This is a genomic window from Streptomyces sp. NPDC056486 (assembly GCF_042795295.1).
Taxonomy (GTDB): domain Bacteria; phylum Actinomycetota; class Actinomycetes; order Streptomycetales; family Streptomycetaceae; genus Streptomyces.
In genome coordinates, this window is record NZ_JBHTSF010000093.1 from 7,296 (window position 1) to 29,692 (window position 22,397).

Annotated in this window: 26 protein-coding genes and 2 pseudogenes; 20 read left to right on the forward strand and 8 right to left on the reverse strand. The window is 70.2% G+C overall.

Annotated features, from left to right (window positions below):
- Positions 1-71: 71 nt before the first annotated feature.
- The 8 genes and pseudogenes from ACFQ7F_RS29890 to ACFQ7F_RS29925 all read right to left on the reverse strand — a co-directional run.
- Positions 72-512: pseudogene (locus ACFQ7F_RS29890) on the reverse strand (hypothetical protein); the annotation flags it as partial.
- Positions 509-994 (reverse strand): hypothetical protein, encoded by a 486-nt coding sequence (locus ACFQ7F_RS29895; protein ID WP_383276774.1) that lies wholly within the window; start codon positions 992-994, stop codon positions 509-511. The gene ACFQ7F_RS29895 and the pseudogene ACFQ7F_RS29890, both read right to left, overlap by 4 nt.
- Before the next feature lie 98 nt (positions 995-1,092).
- The gene (locus tag ACFQ7F_RS29900) at positions 1,093-1,407 is read right to left on the reverse strand and encodes an SH3 domain-containing protein (protein ID WP_383276860.1); all 315 of its coding nucleotides are present in this window, start codon (positions 1,405-1,407) and stop codon (positions 1,093-1,095) included.
- Between the two features lie 181 nt (positions 1,408-1,588).
- A complete protein-coding gene (locus ACFQ7F_RS29905) occupies positions 1,589-2,308 on the reverse strand; it encodes a hypothetical protein (RefSeq protein ID WP_383276777.1) in 720 nt (239 codons plus the stop codon).
- A 25-nt stretch (positions 2,309-2,333) separates the two neighbouring features.
- Positions 2,334-3,032, reverse strand: a complete 699-nt coding sequence (locus tag ACFQ7F_RS29910) for a hypothetical protein (RefSeq protein ID WP_383276780.1) — start codon at positions 3,030-3,032, stop codon at positions 2,334-2,336.
- A 20-nt stretch (positions 3,033-3,052) separates the two neighbouring features.
- Positions 3,053-3,538 carry a hypothetical protein gene (locus ACFQ7F_RS29915; protein WP_383276783.1) on the reverse strand — a complete coding sequence of 162 codons (486 nt, stop codon included), beginning with the start codon at positions 3,536-3,538 and terminating at the stop codon, positions 3,053-3,055.
- Positions 3,535-4,095: a DUF4913 domain-containing protein gene (locus ACFQ7F_RS29920; protein ID WP_383276863.1), complete on the reverse strand. Its 561-nt coding sequence runs from the start codon at positions 4,093-4,095 to the stop codon at positions 3,535-3,537. The genes ACFQ7F_RS29915 and ACFQ7F_RS29920 overlap by 4 nt, the downstream gene beginning before the upstream one ends.
- A gap of 235 nt (positions 4,096-4,330) precedes the next feature.
- Entirely contained in the window at positions 4,331-5,086 is a 756-nt protein-coding gene (locus ACFQ7F_RS29925; RefSeq protein ID WP_383276786.1) for a DNA-methyltransferase, read from the reverse strand.
- A gap of 502 nt (positions 5,087-5,588) precedes the next feature.
- On the opposite strand from ACFQ7F_RS29925, the gene ACFQ7F_RS29930 reads away from it, so the two are divergent.
- The 20 genes and pseudogenes from ACFQ7F_RS29930 (at position 5,589) to ACFQ7F_RS30025 (ending at position 22,376) form a co-directional block, all read left to right on the forward strand.
- The gene (locus ACFQ7F_RS29930) at positions 5,589-6,716 is read left to right on the forward strand and encodes a C40 family peptidase (protein WP_383276789.1); all 1,128 of its coding nucleotides are present in this window, start codon (positions 5,589-5,591) and stop codon (positions 6,714-6,716) included.
- A 174-nt stretch (positions 6,717-6,890) separates the two neighbouring features.
- The gene (locus ACFQ7F_RS29935) at positions 6,891-7,256 is read left to right on the forward strand and encodes a hypothetical protein (RefSeq protein ID WP_383276792.1); all 366 of its coding nucleotides are present in this window, start codon (positions 6,891-6,893) and stop codon (positions 7,254-7,256) included.
- Between the two features lie 217 nt (positions 7,257-7,473).
- Positions 7,474-7,788: a DUF6112 family protein gene (locus ACFQ7F_RS29940; protein ID WP_383276794.1), complete on the forward strand. Its 315-nt coding sequence runs from the start codon at positions 7,474-7,476 to the stop codon at positions 7,786-7,788.
- Positions 7,788-8,480: a hypothetical protein gene (locus ACFQ7F_RS29945; protein ID WP_383276797.1), complete on the forward strand. Its 693-nt coding sequence runs from the start codon at positions 7,788-7,790 to the stop codon at positions 8,478-8,480. The genes ACFQ7F_RS29940 and ACFQ7F_RS29945 overlap by 1 nt, the downstream gene beginning before the upstream one ends.
- Before the next feature lie 36 nt (positions 8,481-8,516).
- Positions 8,517-9,899, forward strand: coding sequence for an ATP-binding protein (locus tag ACFQ7F_RS29950; protein ID WP_383276800.1), 1,383 nt, complete (start codon positions 8,517-8,519; stop codon positions 9,897-9,899).
- Positions 9,900-9,980: 81 nt separating this feature from the next.
- Positions 9,981-11,453: an SCO6880 family protein gene (locus ACFQ7F_RS29955; RefSeq protein ID WP_383276803.1), complete on the forward strand. Its 1,473-nt coding sequence runs from the start codon at positions 9,981-9,983 to the stop codon at positions 11,451-11,453.
- Complete coding sequence (locus ACFQ7F_RS29960) at positions 11,450-12,025, forward strand: hypothetical protein (protein WP_383276806.1); 576 nt, start codon at positions 11,450-11,452, stop codon at positions 12,023-12,025. The genes ACFQ7F_RS29955 and ACFQ7F_RS29960 overlap by 4 nt, the downstream gene beginning before the upstream one ends.
- 38 nt (positions 12,026-12,063) lie before the next feature.
- On the forward strand, positions 12,064-12,534 hold the full coding sequence (locus ACFQ7F_RS29965; RefSeq protein ID WP_383276809.1) for a DUF6238 family protein: 471 nt from the start codon (positions 12,064-12,066) through the stop codon (positions 12,532-12,534).
- A gap of 27 nt (positions 12,535-12,561) precedes the next feature.
- The gene (locus tag ACFQ7F_RS29970) at positions 12,562-13,095 is read left to right on the forward strand and encodes a hypothetical protein (protein WP_383276812.1); all 534 of its coding nucleotides are present in this window, start codon (positions 12,562-12,564) and stop codon (positions 13,093-13,095) included.
- Between the two features lie 43 nt (positions 13,096-13,138).
- A complete protein-coding gene (locus tag ACFQ7F_RS29975) occupies positions 13,139-14,653 on the forward strand; it encodes a VirB4 family type IV secretion system protein (RefSeq protein ID WP_383276815.1) in 1,515 nt (504 codons plus the stop codon).
- Positions 14,563-14,916 (forward strand): annotated as a pseudogene (locus ACFQ7F_RS29980) (ParB N-terminal domain-containing protein); the annotation flags it as partial. The gene ACFQ7F_RS29975 and the pseudogene ACFQ7F_RS29980, both read left to right, overlap by 91 nt.
- 159 nt (positions 14,917-15,075) lie before the next feature.
- Positions 15,076-15,519 carry a hypothetical protein gene (locus ACFQ7F_RS29985; RefSeq protein ID WP_383276866.1) on the forward strand — a complete coding sequence of 148 codons (444 nt, stop codon included), beginning with the start codon at positions 15,076-15,078 and terminating at the stop codon, positions 15,517-15,519.
- Positions 15,516-16,040 carry a hypothetical protein gene (locus tag ACFQ7F_RS29990; RefSeq protein WP_383276818.1) on the forward strand — a complete coding sequence of 175 codons (525 nt, stop codon included), beginning with the start codon at positions 15,516-15,518 and terminating at the stop codon, positions 16,038-16,040. Before ACFQ7F_RS29985 ends, ACFQ7F_RS29990 begins: the two co-directional genes overlap by 4 nt.
- Positions 16,041-16,208: 168 nt before the next feature.
- On the forward strand, positions 16,209-16,610 hold the full coding sequence (locus tag ACFQ7F_RS29995; protein WP_383276821.1) for a hypothetical protein: 402 nt from the start codon (positions 16,209-16,211) through the stop codon (positions 16,608-16,610).
- Between the two features lie 70 nt (positions 16,611-16,680).
- Positions 16,681-17,253: a hypothetical protein gene (locus tag ACFQ7F_RS30000; protein ID WP_383276824.1), complete on the forward strand. Its 573-nt coding sequence runs from the start codon at positions 16,681-16,683 to the stop codon at positions 17,251-17,253.
- Between the two features lie 281 nt (positions 17,254-17,534).
- On the forward strand, positions 17,535-18,443 hold the full coding sequence (locus ACFQ7F_RS30005) for a hypothetical protein (RefSeq protein WP_383276827.1): 909 nt from the start codon (positions 17,535-17,537) through the stop codon (positions 18,441-18,443).
- A 30-nt stretch (positions 18,444-18,473) separates the two neighbouring features.
- A complete protein-coding gene (locus ACFQ7F_RS30010; protein WP_383276830.1) occupies positions 18,474-19,247 on the forward strand; it encodes a hypothetical protein in 774 nt (257 codons plus the stop codon).
- 326 nt (positions 19,248-19,573) lie between these two features.
- Complete coding sequence (locus ACFQ7F_RS30015) at positions 19,574-20,338, forward strand: hypothetical protein (RefSeq protein WP_383276833.1); 765 nt, start codon at positions 19,574-19,576, stop codon at positions 20,336-20,338.
- Positions 20,339-20,485: 147 nt separating this feature from the next.
- Positions 20,486-20,920 (forward strand): hypothetical protein, encoded by a 435-nt coding sequence (locus ACFQ7F_RS30020; RefSeq protein ID WP_383276836.1) that lies wholly within the window; start codon positions 20,486-20,488, stop codon positions 20,918-20,920.
- The gene (locus tag ACFQ7F_RS30025) at positions 20,895-22,376 is read left to right on the forward strand and encodes a site-specific integrase (RefSeq protein WP_383276839.1); all 1,482 of its coding nucleotides are present in this window, start codon (positions 20,895-20,897) and stop codon (positions 22,374-22,376) included. The genes ACFQ7F_RS30020 and ACFQ7F_RS30025 overlap by 26 nt, the downstream gene beginning before the upstream one ends.
- Positions 22,377-22,397: the final 21 nt, after the last annotated feature.

The following is a 22,397-nucleotide window of genomic DNA, read 5'->3' on the forward strand; positions in this document are numbered from 1 at the left end:
GGGGGGGGTAGTGGTCCGGTCGCGGTGGGGTTTTGTGGGTGGCGGGGGGGGGGGGCTTGGGGGGGATTTCGGGGGGGGGGGGCCGGGGCCGCCCGGGCCCGGTGTGGGGCGGGGGGGGCGGACGGGGGCAGGGTTGTGGTGACCCTGCGCTGTGCCATGCGGACGGGCCGGGCCCGCTGGTCGGGCGGGGGCATGGTGCGCAGCAGTTCGCCCAGGGCCGCGCGGTAGCCGTCGCGGGCATCGAGCGCCGCCTCCAGCCACTGCGCGTCGAAGCGGAGCGTGTCCGCCGACAGCTCGCCCATATCGCGGTCCGGATTCATGTCGGCGTGTACGCGGTCGCGGACACGGGCGACCTGCTCCTCGGTCACCGCGAGGAAGGAACGCAGTTCCAGGGCCCGGGCGAGGGCGGGCGAGGCATCGGGTCCGGCGACCGCCTCGTACAACTCGGGAACCGGATTCCCGAAGACTTTTTGCAGGTCGCCGTCCATGGTGCTGGCCGCGTCCCGGCTCATCGGGCGAGCCTTCCTGCCCGCCACGCCGCCGCCGACGGCGCGGGGGTAGCCGCGGGCCGGTGGGGAGCGCTGGTCTGCACCGCAGGTCCGGTTCGGGGGCGAAGGCGAGCGAGGCGTTCGGCGGCCAGGCCCGTTTTGCCCGGGGCGTCCGGGTCGAGGAGCCAGCGCACGACCATGGCCCGGCCATCGCGTGTGGTGACGGCGGCGTCCACGAGGTCGGCAAGGCCCATCGTCGGGTCGTCGACCTCACTGGGCTGGGTTTCCAGCACGGCGAGGAGATCGTCCTCCGCGTGGTCGAGCACGGACTGGGCCTGGACGAGCAGGCCGTGCCACTTGACGACGTCGGTGGCGTCAGGATTCGCGGTCGGCGCGGCGGTGACCGCGGCCTTCAACTGGTCCATACCCAAGGCGAAGCGCGCTTCGATCCGTTCGGTGAGCACGCCCACGACATCCTCAGCGTCATCGGATATGCCGTCGGACAAAGGGAAACTCCTGTTCTGAAAGGGCCAATGCCTGAGGGGGGAATTTGGGGGCCATGCCCGGCGGCTCAGCCTGTTTTTGGGCGGCTGCTGAGTTCCTGTCAGTCCAGGCACATGCGGACGTCGCGGTAGACGTAGGTGGCGGACACCCAGCCCTTGACGCCGGTCGACTTGTCCTTGATGTAGAGCCACTTGCCGCTCTTCTTGGACACGCTGAACTTGTGGCCCTTGTAGAGCACGCCGACCGCGGTGGACTTCGCGCTGGCCTTGGACCGGATGGTTACGGCCTTGGCGTGCACCTTGTACGGCAGCGGCGGAAGGTCGTAGCAGCCACTCGCGGGGGCCGCGGTCACGGCGGCCGAAGCAGCGCTGGCGGTGGTGGCGGACAGCACTGGCAGAGCGAGTGCGCCGAGCATCGCCGCGGAGATGGCAATTCGGGTGGAGCGCATGCCGAAGAAACCTCCGTGAAGGCATAGGGATTGCGTGGAATGGCGCCGCGGGAGTTGACCCGGCGGCTGTATAAGAGTCCGGAGAATCGCCGGTTTGGCTAACCGGCGATCGTCGGCTATGTTCCGCCGCCCGCCTCGGTCTTGAGACTCAGCGGACATGGCCGGGCGGGCGTGGAGCAGGAGCCTTCGGCAGGGCCGTCGGGCGGCTTGCTGCGGCGGTCGGGCGGACCGGCGGGAGCGGACCCGCCGTGCCGGCGATCCGGTCGTCGCACCATTGGAGGGCTTCCTCGACGGTGGCGAAGCCGCCCTCGCGCAGGGTGTGGGTCCACGCCTTGGGGTCGACTTCCTCGACCACGACGCGGAATGGCGAGGGGGCCCGCTCATTCATGGCACGCAGGGCAACAACGGTGACCCAGTCGCTCGGGTCGTCGCTGGTGTAGGAGTACCCGCACGCGTAGTGGTCTCCGTCGCCGGCAAGGCGTTGCTCCAGGGCCCGCGTGGCCTCATCGGCCGGCGGGGGGCCGAGGTCCGGGTTGAGGTCGATGGCGTCAGCAGGGCAGCCGCGGTGGATGAGCCAGGACTGCGCCATCGACGCCAGGGGCAGTGGGGCGTGTTCGAAGCGGAACGTCCCGTCCGCCAGGCCCCGTTGCAGGTGGAGAGCGACAATCTGCGGCTCGCCGGGAATGCCGTAGGTGGCCGAGCCGTCGTGCAGGACGTAGAAGCTGGTCCCTCCGGAAGGGCTGTGGTGCTCGGCCAGCGGGACGAGCATGTCCTGGTTGAGTTCGACCGCGTGCAGGAAGGCGTGCTCGGTCTGCTGGTCTGCGGCCTCGAAGCCGTCGAGACGCAAGTGGAGTTCGGGTGTGGGCAAAGGTCTCCTCGTGGGCGCCAGGGCTTTAGCGGTGGGGGCGCGCAGGGGCAGTGGGCCAGCTGCCGGGCTTTGGCGGCGCCGGTGCCGTGGCCGGCCGGTGTCTGTGGCTGCTGGCCAGGGCGGTGCGGCCCGCGTCGGTCAGGGTGACCGGCTGCCCGGCCAGCTCGGAGTGGCCGGTATCCCGCCAGACCAGGCCGGCGGCTTCGAGCCGCTGCAGGTGGGCGTAGGCAACTCGGGTGCCGGAGGCGGTGGGTACGGACATCCGCCCGGTGAGCAGGTGCGCGTGTACTTTGGCGCCGCCCGCGAGAGACAGCAGCGCCGCCTGATCGGCGGCGGACAGCTGCTGGTGGCCCTCCGGGGCGTGCTGGGCCGTGGCCTCGATCGGCTCCAGTGCGGTAAGCACCCGCTGTGCGGCGGTGTCGCGTACCTCGGCGGCCTCTTCGAGCTGGTCCACGGTGCGGTCGATGCGTCCCAGCAGGGCGCTGTCGACGGGGAATTCGCCGCTGGCCAGGCGGTGGAGGAGGGTGCGGTGGAAGAGCACGCCGGTCTCGGCCTTGGCCAGCTCGCGGTGGCGGTCGACGAGGTGGGCATGCGGCTCGTCGAGGATGCCGCGGTCGCGGTAGGTCCACAGGGTGTCGACGTCCTGGCCGGTGGCGACTTCGATGCGGTGGTCGAGCTGGGACACCGGGCGCCGGGCGGCTGCCAGCGCGGGGTGAGGGGGCATAGGCGGAGGGCTCCGTGTGGTCAGCGGGTGTGATGGTGCGCGGGGTTGGGTGCGAGGCGGGTAAGGCCCGGCAGCGCGGAGGACGGCGGGCCCGGCCTCGGTGCAGGGCCGCGGGTCAGCAGCTGCGGAGGGCGGGAGCGTGCCGCGTGGGTGCGCGCGCTCAGCGGCCGGCGGGACATCCCCAGACGGCGTCCGACCTCGTCGTAGACGTCGTTGTTGGCACGGGGCCGGACGGCGACGACGTGGATCTCCCGCCGGTGCGTGGACTCCTCGGGTGCCTGGCGGACGCCGTAAACAAGGCGCCATTCCTTCCGGGAGTCGACGAACAGCTTGCGATATCCCTCCAGGTCGCCGGTGAGTCGGAGCCCGAATCGCTCGGCGTTCACGACTTCCTGCAGGTGGGCGAGGGTGAGGTCGCGGATGTCGCCGGGTGCCTGGAGCAGGTCGGTCAAGGCGCGGGGGTCGAGGCTCAGGCCGAAGGCCGGCTGCTGCGGCCCGCCGGTCATGACGTCGGCTCGTCCGGCTCAGCTGGCTCGGCGGGCTCCGCCGTGTTGGTCGTCGCCTTCTCCGTGCGCGCGGAGGGCGGCGGGCCGGGAAGGATGCGGTGTGCGGGACGCTCCGGAGAGGTCATGCAGGCCGACAGCGGACCGCCAGGTGCACGGATGGCCGCGACGGCGTGGGTGAGGAAGTCCCGGTGCCACACGAACAGCCCGGACAGCCCGGCTTCGGGGTCCTTGTGCTGCTGATAGGCAAGCCACAGGGCGTGCAGCCAGGCCACGACGCCGTCGTGCTCCTGCCACTGCAGGCACCAGGGCGCCGCGGTGGTGACCTCCGACCCGTACACCGGGAGGAAGAAGTCATCGACCCAATCCGACAGGGCGTCGAGTTCGTCCTCGCGTTCCTCCCCGTCCAGTTCCAGGATCGGGCGGGGCTCCGGCGGGGCTGCGGCCGGCGGCCCGCCGAGTCCCGGCATGCCGAATGCGGCGAACGGCGAAGGGGTGGCGGTGTCCGGTGCGGAGGCCAGACGGTCGAGCTGCTGCTCCTGCTCTGCCTGCCGGTCCATCAACCGCCGGACAGTGGCCTCCACCCCCTCCAGCTGCGGATCGGGAATACGTACCGGCTCCAACTCCCCGTCGTCAGAGGGTTTTGTGGATTCGGGCATGGAAACGTTGGGCCTCCTGCGAGACACGGAATGAGAGAAGGACGGAAGCGGCGGCGCGGAGCGGAGAGTGAGTGACAAGCCCGCTCGGATTGCCGAATAGGGCGCCGGTCGCCTTGAAGAAGGGCGCGCTCGCGGCTCAGACGGTGAGAATCACGTCGTCTTGCGTGAGGGTCTCGCGGATCGTCTCGGTGAGCCGGTCGGCCGCGATGGAGGCGTAGTGCTCGGTCTTTTCCACGCCGATGAAGTCGCGGCCTTCCAGCAGCGCGGCGACGCCCGTGGAGCCGGAGCCGGCACAGAAGTCGAGCACCGTGCCGCTCTCGGGGCTGATCTTGACCAGTTCGCGCATCACGGACACGGGCTTCTGCGTGATGTGCTGGCGCTGGGCGCCCGAGGGCTGGGAGGCCGAGTACAGGCCGGGCAGATAGACCGGGTTCCGGGAGCCGTCGATGGCCCCCTTCGAGGCCCAGACGATGAACTCACAGTTCTGGGTGAACCGGCCCTTCTGGGGCCTGGCCTGCGGCTTGTGCCAGGCCAGCACCCCACGCCACAGCCATCCGGCCGCCTGGATCGCGTCCGTCGTGGTCGGGAGCTGGCGCCAGTCGGTGAACAGCAGCGCGGTACCGCCGGTGTTCGTCAGGCGGTGGGCTTCGGTCATGACCTGCGTCAGCCAGAACCCGTAGCTGCGCTGATCCATGTTCTCACCAGTGAAGTCAGCGAGTTCGTTCTTCGAATCGGCGGAGGTGTACTTCTGCTTCGCGGAGCGGGTGGTGCGCTCCTTCGCAGTCCTGCCGCCCGAGTTGTACGGCGGATCGGTGATGACGGAGTCGACGCAGCCGTCCGGAAGGCCAGCGAGAACACTGAGAGCGTCGCCCTGGTGCAGGGAAAAAGGCAAAGAGGAACCCCAATTCGGGTGCGGAATCAGCCGCCTCGCACAGGAGTCCTCGGCGGCCGGAAGTGGGCATGCAGAAGCCCAGGGCCGCAGACCGAGGAGGGCGAGAGGGAGTCCAAAAACTGTAGAGGCGAATGCGCCGACGGCCAAGAAGTGTCCGGCCGGGGTGCCGATTCCGAACCCTCACACCGGCTTTTTGGTCAACCACCGATCCGCACCTACTGTTTTTGAACCGCCTGGCACACACCGCCGCTGGCTACACCCCGCCACATCCCACGGAGGTACCCCCTTGCCCCGGCATACCTAGCTCACGGCCCGGCCACGCGAAGCGAGCGGCAACTCGCCCGCACCGGCCCGCCCTCCGATCGCCCACCCCGGCCGCCGCGCCCTTCCACCACGCCTCGCGCACGCGGCACGCCGGACACCGCATTCCGAAGGACACGTCCATGACGTCTCGTTACCCGCCCCTGCCCGACATCGCTGACGTACGAGCGGTCCGCGCCGGTTGAAGGCGCTCGCCGCCGGTATCGGCGTCGTCGTCCTTTCGCCCCTGCTGCTCGCCGGAACGGCCATGATGATGGCCTCCTCCAGCGAAGCCTCCCAGTCCACCAGCGCGTTCAGCGGGCACCTGTGCGCCGTCGACACCGCCGACGTCGTCAAACAGGTGACCAAGATCCTCGATGGAGCGTCCGGCAAGGATGTGACGGTCGAGGGTCTCTCCCTGCCTGACGAGCAGGTCCCCAACGCCCAGACCATCGTCGCCACGGGCATCGGCCTGGACGTGCCCAAGCGCGGCCAGATCGTCGCCCTGGCCACCGCGATGCAGGAATCAACGCTGCGCAACCTCGGCTCCGGTGACCGCGATTCGCTGGGCCTTTTCCAGCAACGCCCCACCCAGGGCTGGGGAGCCGCGCAGCAGATCCGCGACCCGGTCTACGCAAGCGAGAAGTTCTACCAGGCGCTACTGAAGGTCAACGGCTGGCAGCAGATGACCATCACCCAGGCCGCCCAGGCCGTGCAGGCATCGGGCCATCCAGAGGCATACGCGCAGTGGGAGGGCCTGGCCACCGCACTGCAGAAGGCCATCGCCGCCACCTTCCCCAACGCCGGCAAGGACAAGCCCTCCAAGGACGCGAACAAAAAAACCGAGAACGCCATGCCGGACTGCGCTCCTGCCAAGGACAGCTCCGGCTTCGGCCGCATCCCCGAGGGCAGCGTCCCCAAGGGATACAAGATCCCCAAGGACGCCGACCCCAAGGCCCGCAAGGCCCTGAACTGGGCGATGCGCCAGCTCGGCACCCAGTACCAGTGGGGCGGCAGCTGCACCGACGCGCACGGCCCCGACCCGATGGGCCGCTGCGACTGCTCCAGCTTGATGCAGCAGGCATACGCCCACACCGGCATCACCCTCACCCGCACCACCTACACCCAGGTCAGCGAGGGCAAGGCCGTCTCACGCAACAAGCTCCAGCCCGGAGATCTGATCTTCAGCCGCGGCACCGCGAGCCGCCCCGAACACGTCGGCATGTACATGGGCGAGGGACTGGTGATCGAGGCACCGCGCACATCCAAGCCGGTCCGGATCACTCCGCTCAAGGACTGGACGATCCTCGCCGCCCGCCGCGTCATCTGATCCCGGTCAGCCCGCAGGCCCGCGAGCCGCCGTCGCCAGGATCTCGCCGGCATGCGCGCGTGGATGACCAAGGAGACCAACTCCCCACCTCTCTGCGTTGCTTCGCCCGACGAACCGCCCAGCAGGACGAGCCGACGGCCCACTCCCCACCCCCCAACACCCCGGAGCATCCACATGCCAATCCACTCCCGCATCCGACGTGCCCTCGCGGCCAGCTCGATCGGCCTCGCAGTTGCAGCCGGCGGCCTAGCCAGCGCCTCCACAGCCCAGGCGTACGACACCGGCCACACCACGATCTCGTGCAAGGCGGTCAAGGTCCACAAGGATGCCTCGAAGAAGTCCGCCGTCGTGGGCATCGCCTACCGGCACGACAAGGTCGCCTATAACCAGTTCGCGTACAAGCGTGCAGAGAAGACCTGGTACACCCGCGGCGCGGTGACCCGGAAGTCCGACGGCAAGAAGATCCGCGGATACATGATCTACGACTGCGCCAACCCGTACGAGTCGAACCCGGCGCCGAAGCCGCCGATTCCGAAGTAGCACGCCCCGGCTAATCTCTCTGGCCCCGAGCCGAAGAGGCGGCTTCGAAGCCGCGCCCCGGCCCGAGGAGTGGACTCTTCCCGCCTCTGCTCGACGCAGGTCCGGGCAAGCCGCCGCGGCCACTTCCGCGCCCCGAGTGCACCCCCTCCCCTCCGCTTCCCCCTTTCCCGCCGGCCCTCGCCTGGCGCCCGCGCATGCAAGGAGCCCCGCCACCTCTATGTCCGTCCCTCTCGCAGACCGCCTCATCCAGCTCGCCTACGACCCAGGTATCTCCCCCAAGGGCGGCGGACTGCCCGGCCTGAGCGTGCTGAGGAACGTCGTCAACTCGATCAACCTGTTCGGGATCGTCGCTGTCGTCGGCGCCCTCGCCGTCAGCCTCGTCGTCTGGGCCTGGGGTCACCACACCGGCGGCCACCAAGCCGAAGCCAACGGCAAGAAGGGCGCGACCGTCGCCGCCGGCGCCGCCCTCGGGCTCGGCGCCGCCAATGGCGCCGTCGCGTTCTTCTCGGCTCTCGGCTCGCAGGTCCACTGATGCCGAAACGATTCCCCTCCCTCTCGTTGTCCTCCTACGGCGCGGGCTGGTCGGCCAACCGGCGCATCGCGCTCGTCGCCTCCCTCGTCGCCGTCCTGCTGGCCACCGCCGGTGTCGTCGCCTGGCTGTCCGGCGGCGGGGATAGCCACCAGGCCCCGGACACCTCCACGCCCGCTCCGGCTGACAGCCCGTCCTCCTCCGAGGCCGTCCCCAAGCCCGCGGCCGGATCCGGTTCGGTTCGCAAGCCCCCGCAGATCGCCGAACCAGTCGCCTATGCCAAGGCCGCGGCTCAGATGCTGTGGTCCTACGACACCCGCGACACCAGCCGCGACCAGCAACTCACCGGCATGCGCGCGTGGATGACCACAGAGACCGAGTACGCCGACTGGGCGTCCGTCTCCGGCCAGACCCCCGACCCGCTGCTGTGGTCGCGCATGGCCGATCAGAACCAGCACGCCACCGCGTCCGTCACCGAGGGCCACTACCCCGGCGCGTTCAAGCAGGCGCTGGCCGAGGACCCCTCCGCGATCACCAAGGCGTACATCTACGTCGTCACCGTCAACGGACGCCAGCAGATCGCCTGGAAGAAGGGCGGCGGCGGAGCCGAGGAGCGCGCCGTGACCCTGGCCGTGCAGTGCCGGCCCAGCCACGACTGCCGCCTGGCCGCCATCGCCCCCAGCGTCACGCAGTGACCCACGCCCAAGACAAGAAAGGAGGGGTAACTCCTCGTGGGTTTCTGTGATTTCCCTCTGGCTGACAAGCTCTGCGCCGTCGGCGAGGCCGTCGACTTCGCAAGCGACCCCGGCAAGGCCATCGGCGACTGGATGGCCAAGAGCTCCGGCGAACTCGCCGCCGCCGCAGCCGACCTGGCCGCCAAGGCCGTCAACGCCACCACCAAGGTCGATCTGCGGGCCGGCTGGTTCGTCGACAACTACGAGATGCTGCTGCCGATCGGCCTGACCATCCTGGTCGCAACGTTCTGCGCACAGCTCGTCCGGGCCGCCGTCAAACGCGACGGACAGGCTCTCACCCAGGCAGTCACCGGCACCATGTCGGGCGTCCTGTTCGCCTTCTGCGCCATCTCCCTGACCACGGTCGCCATCGAAGTCGTCGACGCCCTCTCGGACGGGCTGTTCAAAGCCGCGCACCTGAACATCGAGACCGCGGTGCGCCGCATGGTCAAGGTCAACCAAATCCCCGGCCTCGCCGGACTGGGCTGGCTCGTCGCAGTGTTCGCCGGCCTCGGCGCCGCGCTAGGCGCCTTCCTCTACTGGTGCGTGATGATGGTCCGCAAGGTCGGCATCCTCGTCATGGTCACCCTGGCCATCTTCGCCGGAGCCGGCGGCGGCTGGGAGGTCGCACGCCGCTGGCGCAAGGGCTGGATCGAAGCCACCGCCACCCTGGTCGTCTCCAAGCTCCTGATGACCGTGATCTTCGTCCTCGGCATCGCCGCCATGGGCAAGACCGAAGCCAAGGACGGCATCGGCGCCCTCGCCGACGTCATGTCCGGCATCGTGATCATGGTCCTGGTGCTGCTCTGCCCCTACGCGGTGTTCAAATTCGTGCACTGGGCGGCCGAAGGCACGGACGGCGAGTCCATCCACCGGGCCGGTGGTTCCGGAGCCCAGATGGCCAAGCAGCATGCCGAGAAGGGTGCCCGCAAGGCCGCCTCGGCTGCGGCCACCGCCGCAACCGGTGGTGCTGCCGCCGGAGCAGGCGCCGCCCCGCAAGGCCCCGACGCCGGCGGCGGGGGCGGATTCCCCGGCGACGTCGCCGCCAACCCGACCGGCGGAGGCGAAGAAGGCACGGAAAGCTCGCAGGGCGGCGGAACCGGTGGCCCACCCAGCGGCACTGCCGTCAAGTCCGGTCTGGAGAAGGCCGTCCAGCCCCCGCCCACCAGCGTGTCCGACGACACCAGCGGCCAGGTGGGCGGCAGCCAGGGGCCGACCGGATCCGGCGCAAGCGCCGCCTCCGGCCAAGGCGGCGGATGGCAGACCGGCTCGCCGACCACGACCACGACCCCGCCGCCGCAGGGCGCACCCCCGTCCTCCGGCTCACAGAACGCCACGTCCAGCGGGTCGGCCTCACCGCCGCCGCCGACCGGCCTCTGATCCCCTGACCGACTCCCGGGGGCGGGACGCGCACGCTCACTCTCGCCCCCGGGTTCCACCCGCGCCTCCAGGACCCGCCCCTTGACTGATCTCTCCGTCGCCCCGGTCACGGTGAAGTTCCCCCACCGGTCCCGCCGCGGCATCCTCCTCGGCCTCTCCCTGCCCCAACTCGTCCTCGTCTCCTGCACGCTGGCGCTGCTGCTGATGACGGTGGTCTCCACCGGCCTGCTCGGCGTCGTCGCCCTGGCCCCGCTGTGGGCTGCGACGGGTGTGCTCGTCGCGATCCGTCGGCACGGCCGCTCCCTGATCGACTGGGCGCCGATCGTCGCCCGCTACGCACACCGCCGCCGGACCGGGCAGATTCTCTGGCTCGCCCGGCCCGTCACCCGGCCCCGCCAGGACGGCATCCTGCACCTGCCCGGCACCGCCGCCTCCCTCAAGGTCGTCACCCCCGGCGACTCCGCCAACGGCGCCGCTGCCGTGCACGATCCGCACCAGCAGACCCTGACCGCCATCGCCCGCGTCAGCAGCCGCGCCTTCGTCCTCCTCGACCCCGCCACCCAGAACCACCACGTCAGCAGCTGGGGACGCGCACTGGCCGGCATCGCCCGCACCGGGCACATCGCCACCGTGCAGGTGCTGGAGCGCACCGTCCCCGACAGCGGTGACACCCTCACCCGCCACTGGGCTCAGAACGGGCAGCCCCAGACACCGGTCGCCGGACAGATCTACTCCGAACTCGTCGACTCCGCCGGCCCGGCCGCCGCCCCGCACGAGACCTACCTCGCCATCTCCCTCGACCTCAAAGCCGCCCGCCGCCTGATCAGCCAGGCCGGCGGCGGGCTGCCCGGGGCATTCACGGTCATGGAGCAGACCACCGTGTCCATCGCCCAGTCCGCCCGCAACGCGGGCCTGATGGTCACCGGGTGGCTGACCTCGCGGGAGATCGCCGCCGTCGTCCGCACCGCCTACGACCCCAAGGCGCTCGCCGCCCTGCAGCAGTGGTCCGAGACCGGCCGCGCCGAGGCCGACCCCGCAGCCGCCGGGCCCGTCGTCCAGGTAGAGGAGTACGACCGCCTGGCCACCGACTCCGCACGGCACGCCACCTACTGGGTGGAGAACTGGCCGCGCACCGAAATGGGGGCCGGGTTCCTGCACGGGCTCATGTTCACCGCCGGAGTGCGGCGCAGCCTCTCCCTCATCTACGCGCCGCAGGGGCTCGAGTCTGCGATGCGCGACGTCCAGCGCAAGAAGGCCGCCATCATCGCCGACGCCAACGAGAGGGCCCGCCGCGGACAGGTCGACAACGAAGAAGACTCCGTCGAGTACGCCGACGTCAAAACACGCGAGCGCCAGCTCATCGCCGGACACGCCGACGTGGCCCTGACCGGTCTGGTCACCGTCACCGCCGAGACCGACGCCCTCCTGGACGCCGCCTGCGCCCAGATCGAGACCCACGCCGTCAGCTCGGGCGTCGACCTGCGCAGGCTCAACTACCAGCAGCCTGAAGCCTTCGTTCTGTCCGCGCTGCCCCTCGCCCGGACCGCCCTGTGAGCCGCTTCGCACCTGCAGCCGAACCTCATCTGATCGACGAGATCCGCGCCCTGCTCGACGGCCTGCACACCCTGCAGCGCACTCACCAGGAGCGGCTCGATGCACAGCGGCCCGCAGACGACGTGATGGACGCAGCGCGCCTCGCCGAGTGGGAAGACGTCCTGCGCGACCTCGCCGTCGAGGCCAGCGACACCCTGGACACCACGATCACGCGCCTCGGGCTCCTCGCCGCCCGGCCCGCACGGCGGGCGTTCACCGTCGCCCTTACCGGGCCCGGATACGACGAGGGCGAACGCGCATGGCTGTTCGTCGTCCACGCCACCGACCTCACCGACGCTCACCGCACACTCCTTCAACTCCCCTCGTTCCGCGCATGGCTGGCCGAGAGCGCCACCAGCAATGGGATGCAGTCGCGCGTCGACCTCCTGGCTACGGAGAGCCACCCGGGCACACGCGCCCGGGGTACGTACCGCGATCTGCGCGATGAACAGGCCCGCACCCTGGCCTTCGCCAAGGCCCCTCTCCCACCGGTACCTGCACCTACACCTGCGCAGGCACGCCCCGCGCGCTGACCGGCTACCCGCATACCGCCGCACGAAAGACCCCACAGTTGCCCTCTCCCCCACGCGCTGACGAGGCGTACCCCTACCTGCGGGCCGCCTCCGCAGGATTGCGCCATCACACCCGCGGTCTCGCGCCGGATGGCCCGGCAGCTCCGGCCGCCGCGAACCGCGTCCACCTCGACCTCGTGCACGCACATCTGACCGCACTGCACCACTTGCTCGACCAACTCGCCGAGACCACCCGGCCCCCGCATCCCACCGCCGGCCGTCACCTGGCCACCGCGCACATCCGGCTGTTCCAGTCCGCCACCGCCGTGCACGACGCCTTCCACCTCCTGCCCACGGCGGACGAGACCTCAGCGGACTCCGCATGTCACCCGGAGCGGCTGCCCGAGGGGCCACCCGTCCTGACCATCTGCCAGCGCCACCTCGCCGCCGGCCACACCGTCCGCCGCAAGACCACTCCGAGCGACCTCAACACCCCACTGCACGGCCACACCACGACCTGCAGCCGCTAGCCCTCCACCCCGTCGAAAGGCACCCCATTGCGCACACTGAAGCGCTCCACCTCCGCCGCCCTGGCCCTGGCCTCCGCCGTCGGCGCCGTCTCTCTCGCCGCTGCCGGCCCCGCTTCGGCCGCCAGTTACCGGTGCACCACCAGCAGCGCCTCCGTAGATGACCCCGCCTACAGCGGCCCTCTCAGCGACAACTACAACTTCAAGGTGACCCAGTGCGCCAAGCGCGTCAGCGGCGTCATCTACGCCTATGCGAAAGCGAGTTGGGATGGGCCGGTCTGGTTCGTCAACCAGACCGATGTGCTGGACGGCGCCCGCTTCCACCTGCAGGTCAAGAAGTCGGTGAGCGGCCCGGACCCGGTGGTGAAGTACAAGAACTCCTACGGCATCGAATACAAGCTGGAGCACGGCAACACCGCCGGCAACAGCTCGTTCACCACGCCCGTCCTCAGGTACAGCGCGAAGAGCGGCCGATACCTGGCGGACGGCAGCATCCAGCTCGACTGGAACAACGACGGCAAGAGCTACCGGACCACCCTGTTCTCCGCTTCCCCCACGGTGTGAGCCGCCTCGTGATCGCGCCCCGCTCCCCCAAAGCCGTGGCCTCATGAGCCACCGGCCCGCGCGACGAACCCACCGCGCCAGCGCCAGCCCCCTGTTCACCCCGCACGGCACCGACCGCGCCTCCCGCAAGGCCGCCCGCCGCCAGCTCGCCGAGGCCACCGCCAAGGCCCGCGCGGAAACCCACGCCCATCAGGCCAAGGGCACGTCCGCCGAGCTGGAGATGCCCGCCGCGCTCTACCCACCCAGCGGACGTCCCGGGTTTGCCTCCGCGCGGAAGAACCGGCTGAAGCTGCCCGCCCACCGCATGACCACCGCCGTTGCGGCCGGCGCGTATCCCTTCCTGGCCGAGGGCGGACTCGGCGCCGAGGGCATCTACATCGGGCGCGACGTCCACGCGGAAGCCAGCTTCGTCTTCGATCCGTTCGCGCTGTACGGCAAGGTCGAAGGGTTCACCAACCCGAACCTGCTGCTCGCCGGCGTGATCGGCCAGGGCAAGAGCGCGCTCGCCAAGTCCTTCGCACTGCGCTCGGTCGCCTTCGGCTACCGCGTCTACGTGCCCTGCGACCCCAAGGGCGAGTGGACGCCGGTGGCGGAAGCGCTTGGCGGCCGGTCCGTCGCTCTGGGCCCCGGACTGCCCGGGCGGCTGAACCCCCTGGACGCGGCGCCGCGCCCGCAGAGCGTGGCGGAGGGCGACTGGGTGGGCGAGATCCGCAAGCGGCGCCTGCTGCTGCTCGGTTCGCTGGCCCGCACCGTCCTGGGCCGGGACCTGATACCCATGGAGCACACCGCCCTGGACGTCGCCCTGGACGCTGTCGTCACCCGCGCCGCCGCCACCGGCCGCACGCCACTCCTCGGCGACGTCGCGGCCACCCTCAACAACCCCGGTGCACTCGACGAAGCCGCCGCACTGATGTCGGGCCAGCTCGGCGACGCCGCCCGCGACCTGGCCCACGCGATGCGCCGCCTGGTCCACGGCGACCTGGCCGGCATGTTCGACGCCCCCTCCACCGTGGCCTTCGACCCCAACGCGCCGATGCTCACCATCGACCTGTCCCGGCTCGGCGGCTCGGGCGATGACACCGCCCTGGTCCTGGCGATGACCTGCGCGAGTGCCTGGATGGAGTCCGCCCTCTCCGATCCGAACGGCGGTCGGCGCTGGATCGTCTACGACGAGGCATGGCGGCTGATGCGGCACGTCGGTCTGCTCCAGCGCATGCAGGCCCAGTGGAAGCTCAGCCGCGGCCTCGGCATCGCGAACTTGATGGTGATCCACCGGCTGTCCGACCTGCTCACCGCCGGCGACGCCGGATCACAGGGACGCGCCCTGGCCGAGGGCCTGCTCGCCGACTGCTCCACCCGCATCATCTACCGCCAGGAGACCGACCAACTCCACGCCGCCGCCTCCTTGCTCGGCCTGACCTCCGTCGAGATGGACGCCATCGCCCACCTCAACCGAGGTCGCGGCTTGTGGAAAGTCGCAGGCCGCAGCTTCATCGTCCAGCACCTCCTGCACAGCCACGAACTGGCGCTCTTCGACACCGACGCCCGCATGCACTGAAAAGGCGCCGGGTTCACGAATCCCGACGACACTCCCGCAAGGAATCCACCATAGAGACCCACCCGACCACCGCGCTTCTCCCACCGCTCGACGAGGAGGAACTGGCCTCCCTCGCGTGGGACATCGAGGAGAACGGGCTGCTCCAGCCCATCGTCCTCGACCCGCAGGGACGCATCCTCGACGGACGCGGGCGCCTCACCGCCTGCGAACGCGCCGGTATCGAGCCCACCTTCTGCACCTACGAACAGGACAACACCGATGCCTACGTCCTGTCGGTCAACCTGCGTCGTCGCAACCTGACCAAGGGCCAGACAGCGATGATCACAGTGAAGGCCCGTTCCCTTGAGGAACAAGACGGCCGTTCCCCGAGGGAACAGACCGCGCGTTCCCTCGGGGAACAACTTGGCGTCGCCACTGCTGTCATGGGCCGCGCAAGCACCGTTCTTCAGCATGCACCCGACCTGGTCGATCCCGTCATCAACGGCGCCATGGGGCTCAACGAGGCGTACACAGCGGCGAAGGAAAACAAGGCGAAGGCGAATTCGGCAGAGGCGCAGCTCGCCAAGCTCCGCGGAGAGGATCCAGAACTCGCTACCCGGGTAGCCGAGGGCCAGCTGTCGCTGGCCGGGGCGTGGGCAGAGCGCCGCGAACGCGTGGAAGAGGAGAAGCGGCAGCGCCGGGTCGCCACACAACTGCTGTGCGAGACGCTCCCTTCCCTCGCCCAAGTCCGTGGCACGCGCACCTTCGCCCTCTACGACCCCGACCTCGCCTCGCCAGGGCGTGCGGTGACGCGGGAGGTCATCGAGCACGCAGCCAGCGCCCTGGCCGAGGCCGCCGCCGTGTGGGTGGAGCGCGACCTGCCGTGACGCACATCTCCAATGACGCGCTGCGCAAGCTCGTCCTCAAGGTGGCCCGGCGGATCACCACCGACCGAGGACGCATCCACACCGACGAACTCCAGCGGGAGCTGGCCAACGAGCTGGCCGAACACGCGGACCTGATGCCGATGGCGCTCGCCAAGGGCTGCCAGGGCCTCATCCGGGACATGGGCGATCGCCACAGCCCCCGCCGGCGCCGCACGACCGGCGGCCTGTACCACCCCGACGCCGTACTGAAGCTCGGCAACGGCATCTGGGTGTGGATGAAGGACGCCACCCCCACCGACATCACGCAGTGGGGTCGGATCTGCTCCCGCAACGCCTTGCGCATCCTCACCTCCGAGGCCGAGACCCAGCAGTACATCGCCGACCGCACCGACGCCTTCCGCGCCCACCCCGGAATCGAGCGCCTCGCCTCCCTCGAAGAGGCCGTCTTCCACTACCAGCAGGACACCCTCGACGACGGACTCGACGGCTTCCCCGGCACCGACGACCTCGACGACATGTAGCCCCGCACCCGACCGAAGGACTTCCGCATCCCGACGCGCGACCCAGACTTCCACCTGTACGACAACGTCGGCCGCGACGCCGAGCAGATCCACGCAGCCCAGTACAACCTCGCCACCCGCGGCGACCTGAAGCGGTGGGCACGACGCGACTCCGAGCCCTTCCGCGCCGTGCACCCGCTGCCCGACCACCCCTGGCCCGCACCCGACCTCACCCCGCACCTGAACGCCCTGGCCGCGGCCCAGACCCCGGCGGACATTGACGCGGTGACCGACCACGTCCTGGACCACACCGAACCCGCACTGCGCGCCCTGAGCGACTACCTCGTCGCCGCCGCCCGGTGGAAGCGTGAGAACCGCGACGCGGCCAAGGGATCGCCTTCGAACCTGCTGATGGCGGCGGCCAGCCAGGCGCTGTCGGTCCTGGCCCTCGCCGACGAGGCCGGCCTGCGCAGGCTGCGCGCCGTCTACGACCCGGCCCCCAACTCCACCGCGTCGGCCAGCCCACAGCAAGCGACTGCCGCAACCCCACCGCCCGCTCCTCCAGCCCCCGGCTCCACCCCTAGCCGCTAGCTCTTCGTCGGCGGCTCGCGGTGCCGCTCACCTCCCGAGAACCCAACCCTGACCAAGGAGCCGCAGCAGCGTGAGGCCCGACATCCATCGTGAGCTCATACCGCGTGACGACGCGCTCCACCTCATCCGCGCGCTCAACGCGCTGAAGGACGAGACGTACAAGGCCGCCCACCAGTGGGAGTTGCTGGACGAGGACGGGCATGTGCCAGCCGCGCCCTCCTACACACTGCTGGTCCAGCACGCCGCCGACGCACAGGACCTCTCCCGCGACGTCCTCCGCCTGGCTGCCGACTTCGCCCGGAGCCCGCACCACACCACCCGAGTCGGCGAGACCGTTCTGAGGCATCTCGCCACGGCAGCGGCCATGTCGAGCCACGCAGCCCCTCACTTCGCCGAGACCGCGGAGTGCGCCCTGTCCCTGCCCCGGTCTGCCAACTCCACCGACCGGCACCACCTCACGAACCGCATGGTCATCGATCACGCCTCAGCCCGCGCCTTCCTGCGACGCACGTCAGAATCCCTCCGCGACGCGGCCAAGGAACTCGACGACCACCTCGGACTCCAACGCTTCCTCGCGCCGCTCACCCGGCAGGAAGGGCCGCCGGCGCCTCCGCCACCCCGGCCGGGCGGTCGTCACCGCTGACTGCACCGAGCCCGGAGCCCGATCCCCCACACCTCCAAGGAACCTTCTGAACCGCCCCGCTCATTTCAGCGACGCCGACTGGGCCGAGTACCAGCAGTGCCAAGCCGAGCATGACGATCTCCTGGAGCAGGTCGCCGATCGCGAAGCGCACATGGAGCACGACCTGATCGCCTCCTGCGACGCCGACGAACTCGACTTCAGTCCCGTTCCGGAGCAGGAGGCCACCCCCGCTCGCCGCACACCTCCGCCGCACCGCACGTCGGCCTCCCGCAGGAGGACACGTGGCCGCTGACGGAGCAAGCACTCCAGAGGTCCACACAGCGGCTGCGCTCGCGCCGCTTCCTGACCACCGCAACGTGGACGCCCCGCAGTGGCAGGAGTTGTGGCGCCGCCACGCGCACATCACCACACCACTGCGCGAGCGCGGGCTGGTGTGTGACGTCGAGTTCGGCCTGAGCACCTACATCGTGCGTGTGTCGCTCCCCGACCGCAGTTACCTGATCATCAGCCCGCCGCAGGAGTCCTCCTCCGACCGCCCGACCGGAGACCCAGAGGGCTGGGTCGCTACCCGTGAACACCCCGACGACCAGGGCCTGTTCGAGATCGTCTTCGACTCGGCTCCCTCAAACGACCCCCGTGCCCCCCAGCGGCCCGAAGCCCGCCACGGTGGCAGCCCCGAACCCCTGATCGAGGCGATCGACCACCGCCTCGCCCAGCTCGGGCTGCTGCCACATCCCCTCCCGCCCACCACAACCCCGCACCCGGCTCCGCCAACACCCCAAGCAGGCAAAGCGCTTGACGGCTGCGATACAGCAGAGCGCACCCCCGTGTACGTGTACGGCGATGCGATGCGCGCCCTGACCGACCGGCTCAACGGAGCCGAGTCCCACGCGGACGCCGCAGCCCTGCTGCACCAGATCCTGGAGCCCCGCGACGGCCTGCTGGCGCACCTCGGCGAGTTCTTCGAAGCAGCCGGGGAGAAGGCCAAGGAGACCGAGGAGGACGACGGCTTCGACCTGTCCTACGACCTGGCCGACGCCGCCGCCGAGGTCCGCAACCTCGGTGAGGTCCTGCACGTGGCCGAGGACCGGATGCGGGCCCTGTCCCCGCTCATGCCGGCACCACGGTTCCCGTCCGCTCCGGTCCCTGCGCCACCCCTTCCGGCGGCACCGCCGCGGCACACGCGCTGACGCCGGACCACCGCCTCCCTCCAGGAACACGTGACCTCACCCCGCACCGACCTGTCCGCCTTCGCCACCGGCCTGGCCGCCCGTCTGCCCGGCACCTGGACCAGCACCTACCAGCGCCACGCCGCATATAGGGACCAGTTCCCCACCACCAACCAGGTCTGGGACATCAGCCACGTCGGCCACATCGTCAGCCAGTACGTCCTCACCCACGACGCCGTCCTCCACGGCCCCGAAACGCAGCGTCTCTACGTCACCGACCGGCCCCTGTATCCCCACCAGTTCGTCGTCGCCCCGCTCCAACCCGACGGGGAAGGCATCAAGCCCCATCACCTCGACGGTGTCGACGAACCACACGGCGTCGCCGTCCCCAACGACCCCGCACGCGCCGCCGCTCACGTCACCCGCCGGGTACTGCCCCGCTACCAGCAGGCCCTGCACGAGGTGCTCCATAACGCGGCCGACCAACCTGAGCCCCCGCACCGGCCCGACCCGCCGCAGGTGGACCAGGTCCTCACCCTGACCCTGTACGCCGACGGCGCCCTCGGTGCGCCGTACGAGAGCGTGCCGGTCGATGCCCGCAGGATGCTGTACGCCCACGGCTTCCAGTACCACCCGCACCAAGCGGCATTGCTCCTGCCCAGCGCCTACGGGGAGCGCGGTCGCGCCCTTCGCGTGCACAGCGTGGTCCAGCAGCTCACGGCCAAGGGCATCGGCGTGAACCTGCGCCACTCGGCGCCCACCACCAGCGCCGCCCTGCCGCCGACCTCCCCCAAGACCACCCCAACGACCAGCCGCACACGCTGATCCACTCCCGCCCACAGCCCCTTGGAGCCTCCATCCGCATCGCCCGCTCTACCCTGCCGCTGTCCGTCGGCGCCGCCTGCCTCGCCCTGGCCCTCACCGGCTGCGCTGGCGAAGACGGCCCCGCCCAGGCCCGGCAGACACCCAGCGCCCGCACCGCCCCGAAGCCCGCACCGGCCCTCACCGCCACCCAGGCCCACGACGTCATCACCCACTATTCGAAGATCAACAGCAAGGCGAACGTCAGCCGGAACCGGCGCCTGCTCGACACGGTCGAGGACGGGCCGCTGTACGCGATGTCCGTCTCGGACTACACCGAAACCGAGGGCTTGCCTAAGGCTGATCGCAAGCCGTACAAGCCGTGGTCCTACGACACTAAGAGCGCCAAGTTCTACATCCCGCGCTTCGCCCCGGGCCAGGACCGTTGGTTCGCCGCCGCGCTCTCCGGCCAGAAGGGCAAGGCTCCCTCCCGTCTCGCGGTCTTCAGCGAACAGCCCACGGGCAAGCGGTGGGAGATGGTGTCCGTCGTCGACCTTGCAGGCAAGACCCTGCCCAAGGTCGCCCTCGACCAGGCCGGCTACGCCACTGCCGTAGCGGCCAACGGCAACCGGGATCTCGCGGCCGGCGCCGACGTCCTGCGCACCGCGGTCCTCGACAACTTCGCCGCCGGTGGCACGAACACCGGCACCAAGGTCCTCGCGCCGACCAAGGCGAGGAAGCAGCAGATCAAGATCCACGACGAGACGACAAAGAAGTACGGCGACAAGGGCACCACCGTCTTCGACAAGGCCACCAACCGCCACAAGGACGCCTACGCGCTCAAGACCACCGACGGCGGCGCCCTGATGCTCTTCGCCCACATCCACACCCAGACCGACGCCGTCGCCCACTCCGGTCTGCAGATCAACCCGGGCAAGGACGACAACGCCTGGCTGCACGGCACCCCGCGCACCTCGATCCGGTACACGTTCGTGTGCAGCGACGCCGCCACCGTCCCCGCGACGGCCAACCCCTCCCACCTCATCGGCTATACCTGCGCCCGCACCGACGCCTCCGGTCCGCCGGCCGCCGCCGGGCAGTCGGACCGCGCGTAGGCGCGTCCCTCCCACACGCCGCCTTGGTGGCCGCCGAACGCCCCCAGCCCCCTGCTCGATCCGGAGAAGCCCCTGTCCACACGTTCCTTCATCGCCCGCCCCACCGACGGCACGGGATACAGCGGCATCCACGTCCAGCTCGACGGCGTGCCCAGCCACCACCTGCCTCTCCTGCTGACCGCCTACCAGCACCGGTTCGGTCGCGACGCGAAGGCCATGTCCCGGCATCTCATCGACGATGTCGCCGTCGGCTGGGAGGAGCTGGGCACCGATCTCCTCGACGATGCCCCGCCCGCCCTCGTGGCCGCACTGACCGGCGGCGAGCACTGGCCCAGCCGCACGCTCGACCACCTGATCACCCCGGACGGCTCCCCGCCGGTACGCATGGCGGTCACCAACGCGACCGCCGACGCGCTGGACCTGCAGTGGGGATACGTCCTGCACACCGAGGGTTGTTTGCGCACAACTGCCGTGTCTCATACGGCTTGCTGGAGCGACGTGTCGAACGCACTTGTTGGGTGTTCTGCGCCGTGTCCCCTCCGTACGGTCGGTGGGCATGGAGCTGGCGTTCTACTCCAGTGAAGGCTGGGAGTCCTGGGGATTGTCGGGGAAGCCGACGATTCCCGAGGGGATGGCGCTTCTTGTTGACGATGACCTTCTGTTCGAGGACGGGCGAGGGTTGCGTGCGACAACGGTGGCCAATGAGTGGTTGCGGTTGCGGCCGACGGAGAACTGCCCGGCACCGTCGTCCTGGGGGACGTACGCGCGGATCCTGCGCGACTGGATCGCGGCGGCCCAGCTACACGGGATCGAGGTCTTCGACACTCGGGATCGGCTGAAGGCTCTGCTGAGTACGTATGCCGTTGACCGAGCCACCGGCGACCCCGGGCGGCGGCTGGGGGCTGTCACGTGGAACCAGCACATGAGCGTGCTGGGGATGTTCTACAGGTGGGCGATCGCCGAGCAGTACGCCACGGCGGTGCCGTTCACCTACCGGCAGGCGGTGATGCTCTACGCAGAGACCGTCCGGGAGGTCCTGGTCAATCAGGCCCGGCGCCGGGTCCCGAAGGGCCATGTGACGATCAAGTACCTGGAGGACGATTTCGCGGCTACGTTCGTCAACGGTCTGGCGGGGCTGCGGCCGGACGGGAGCGAGGAGGAGGGGCCGGGTCGGTTTCGAGGCTGGCATCTGGCGCGCAACGGCGCGGTGGGCGAGCTCGTGATGTCCTCCGGTATGCGGCTGCGGGAGTTCTCCCATCTGTTGGGCTGCGAGATTCCGCCGCTTCCGCCGGCGCCACGGTTGATGCCGATCGCGTTTCCGCTGCCGGAGGCGATCACCAAGGGGAGCAAGTTCCGTGTCACCTGGACTTCGTACGGTGCGCTGGCCCGCGTGCACTCCTACCTGTCCTTGGAGCGCATGCTGGCCTGCGAAGGCTCCGCGTGGCGGCCGCCGAGGCGGTGGGGTGCCCCGCTGTTCGTGAGCGAGATGGACAGCCGGGGCGGGCGGGTGAACGGGCGGCGCGTGCAGTGGCATACGCTGCGGCCCGCCGAGCGCCGCCGTCTGGTGGCTCCCGATGGCGGCTCGATGCTGCTGGCCGTTCGGTCCGACGGCGGCCCGTTCACCGCCTGGTCGACGGTGTTCGAGCGGACGGCGCGAAGGATCCGGGAGCGGTTCGAGCCGCGCTTTCCCCACGTGCATCCGCACTGCTGCCGGCACACCTTCGCGATGGCCACGATGGAGCGTCTGGTGGCCGGGTTCTACGAGCAGGCCGCGAGGTTGTCCGCGGCGGGTAGCGACGCCGATGCGGCCCTGTCGTACTACCTGACGACCACCGAACCGCTGCTGGTGCTGCGCGATCTGCTCGGCCATTCCTCGGTGCTCACCACCGAGAAGTATCTGCGGCGCCTGGACATGATGCGGATCTTCCGCGAGCACTACGTGGAGTCCGGGAAGCGGTGGGGCCTGCTCGACCGCGAACAGGCACAGAGGGAAGCGGACGACGAGTTCGACGTCGCGGAGCAGAAGGTAGGGGTCTGATGCCGGCGACGGTGACGGAGC